This is a genomic window from Robertmurraya sp. DFI.2.37 (assembly GCF_029211245.1).
Taxonomy (GTDB): Bacteria; Bacillota; Bacilli; order Bacillales; family Cytobacillaceae; genus Robertmurraya; species Robertmurraya methanolica_A.
The window spans coordinates 1-1,574 of record NZ_JARGEJ010000127.1; the positions used below are offsets into that span (position 1 = coordinate 1).

General features: G+C 38.0%; 1 protein-coding gene. It reads left to right on the plus strand.

Annotation, left to right across the window (positions count from 1 at the left end; genetic code table 11):
• The first annotated feature begins 67 nt into the window (after window positions 1-67).
• The gene (locus PZE06_RS25670) at window positions 68-1,372 is read left to right on the plus strand and encodes an IS91 family transposase (protein WP_083967595.1); all 1,305 of its coding nucleotides are present in this window, start codon (window positions 68-70) and stop codon (window positions 1,370-1,372) included.
• Window positions 1,373-1,574: the final 202 nt, after the last annotated feature.

Genomic DNA, 1,574 nt, shown 5'->3' on the forward strand with positions numbered 1-1,574 from the left:
TTAAAAGATAAGAAAGTATAAAAATTTGGGTCTACCACAGTCATTTAAGCTGTGGTATTTTCATTTTATGGAGACCAATATATTGAGAAGAATATTTTTTGATAAACACCAACATTGGGAAGCTTTCAAAAGAAAACACGGTGCTAAAATCCGCCCTATCGTAATTAAGGAGGTTGAGAAATTTCGAGATTGTGGGGATATCAAAAATGGATTTAAGTTATTTGTGTGTGAAGGTTGTCATGATGTGCGAAAGGTTCCTTACCGATGTAAAGGTCGATTTTGTACCACGTGCTCTGTTGGAGAAAGTGAAGAATGGAGTAGGTTACTTACTGAAGATGTTCTTCAGGTTAATCATCGGCACGTAATTTTTACGATTGATGAAGGACTAAGAGATGTATTTCTCCTTCACCGACATCTATTAAAAGATTTAATGGATGCTTCTGCAAGACTACTTACTGACTTCTTCAAAAAGAAAGCAAAGGTAACACCTGGGATTATTGCTGGACTCCACACTTTTGGTTCAAGGGTCAACTTCAATCCTCACGTACATATGTTAGTTACAATGGGTGGATTAACAGAAAAAGGAGAATGGAAGCAGTATGATTTCTTGCCATTTACGATGCTTCGTAAACAATGGCAAACGGTCGTATTAAAATTAATTAGAAACGGAGTTTCACCAAGAGAAAAGAAAAGAATCCAACCAAGACTTCAAAAGGCGTTCACCAATAATGGCGAAGGCTTCTATGTGTATGCACCTAAACAGAGGGGGAAAATAAAAGAACAACTTCGTTATATTGGCCGTTATATTCGTCGACCAGCGATTGGAATCAATCGGATTGAGGCATATGATGGGCAATTCGTTACGTTCAAATATAAGGATAAAACTGACGGAAAAGACAAATCCGAAACCGTAAGTGTCGAAGAATTTATTTCACGTTTAATTCGCCATATCCCAGACGAGCAATTTAAAACTATTCGGCATTACGGTATGTATTCTAGAAGATCAAAAAACTTGTGTAAAAAAGTGTTGAGTACTTGGCAACAAAAAGCAAGACGTTGGGTTGTAAAAGTTAAGAAAACCTTACGTCGCCAGACGTGGCGTGAAAGAATAGTAGCCAGTGGCAAGAAAGACCCTCTCGTTTGTCAGAGGTGTGAATGTTACTATGAATACAAGGGAGAAGTCTGCCTTGAAAATGGTAAATTAGAAATAAAGGTAGCCTTATGCAAAACTACAAGAGCTTATTTAGAAAGGATGATTAACGATCTCACCGGTATCAAAAACCCGCAAAAAGGGAAAGAAAAAGAAGAAAAACATAAGCCTAAACCAGTCCAAGCAACAGAGCGTCAGCTATGTTTGTTTGGCGTGTCATGAGAAAGAAGAGATTCCTATTAACGTGGTAAGGGATTTCGATTTAATGGATGATGGAGATCCGACAACTCCTCCTATGTTTGCATGTGAAAAATGTGGGGGTGAAATGTATCCTGAGTATTATAAAGGGGTACATGGCATAGAGTACAAATTATCGGATATTCTCTAACCATGAAAAGGACCGGGCTATGCCCGGTTTTTCTTA

Excerpts from the sequence above, each read along its gene's own strand:
- PZE06_RS25670 (WP_083967595.1), top strand. The coding sequence starts at position 68 with ATGGAGACCAATATATTGAGAAGAATATTTTTTGATAAACACCAACAT.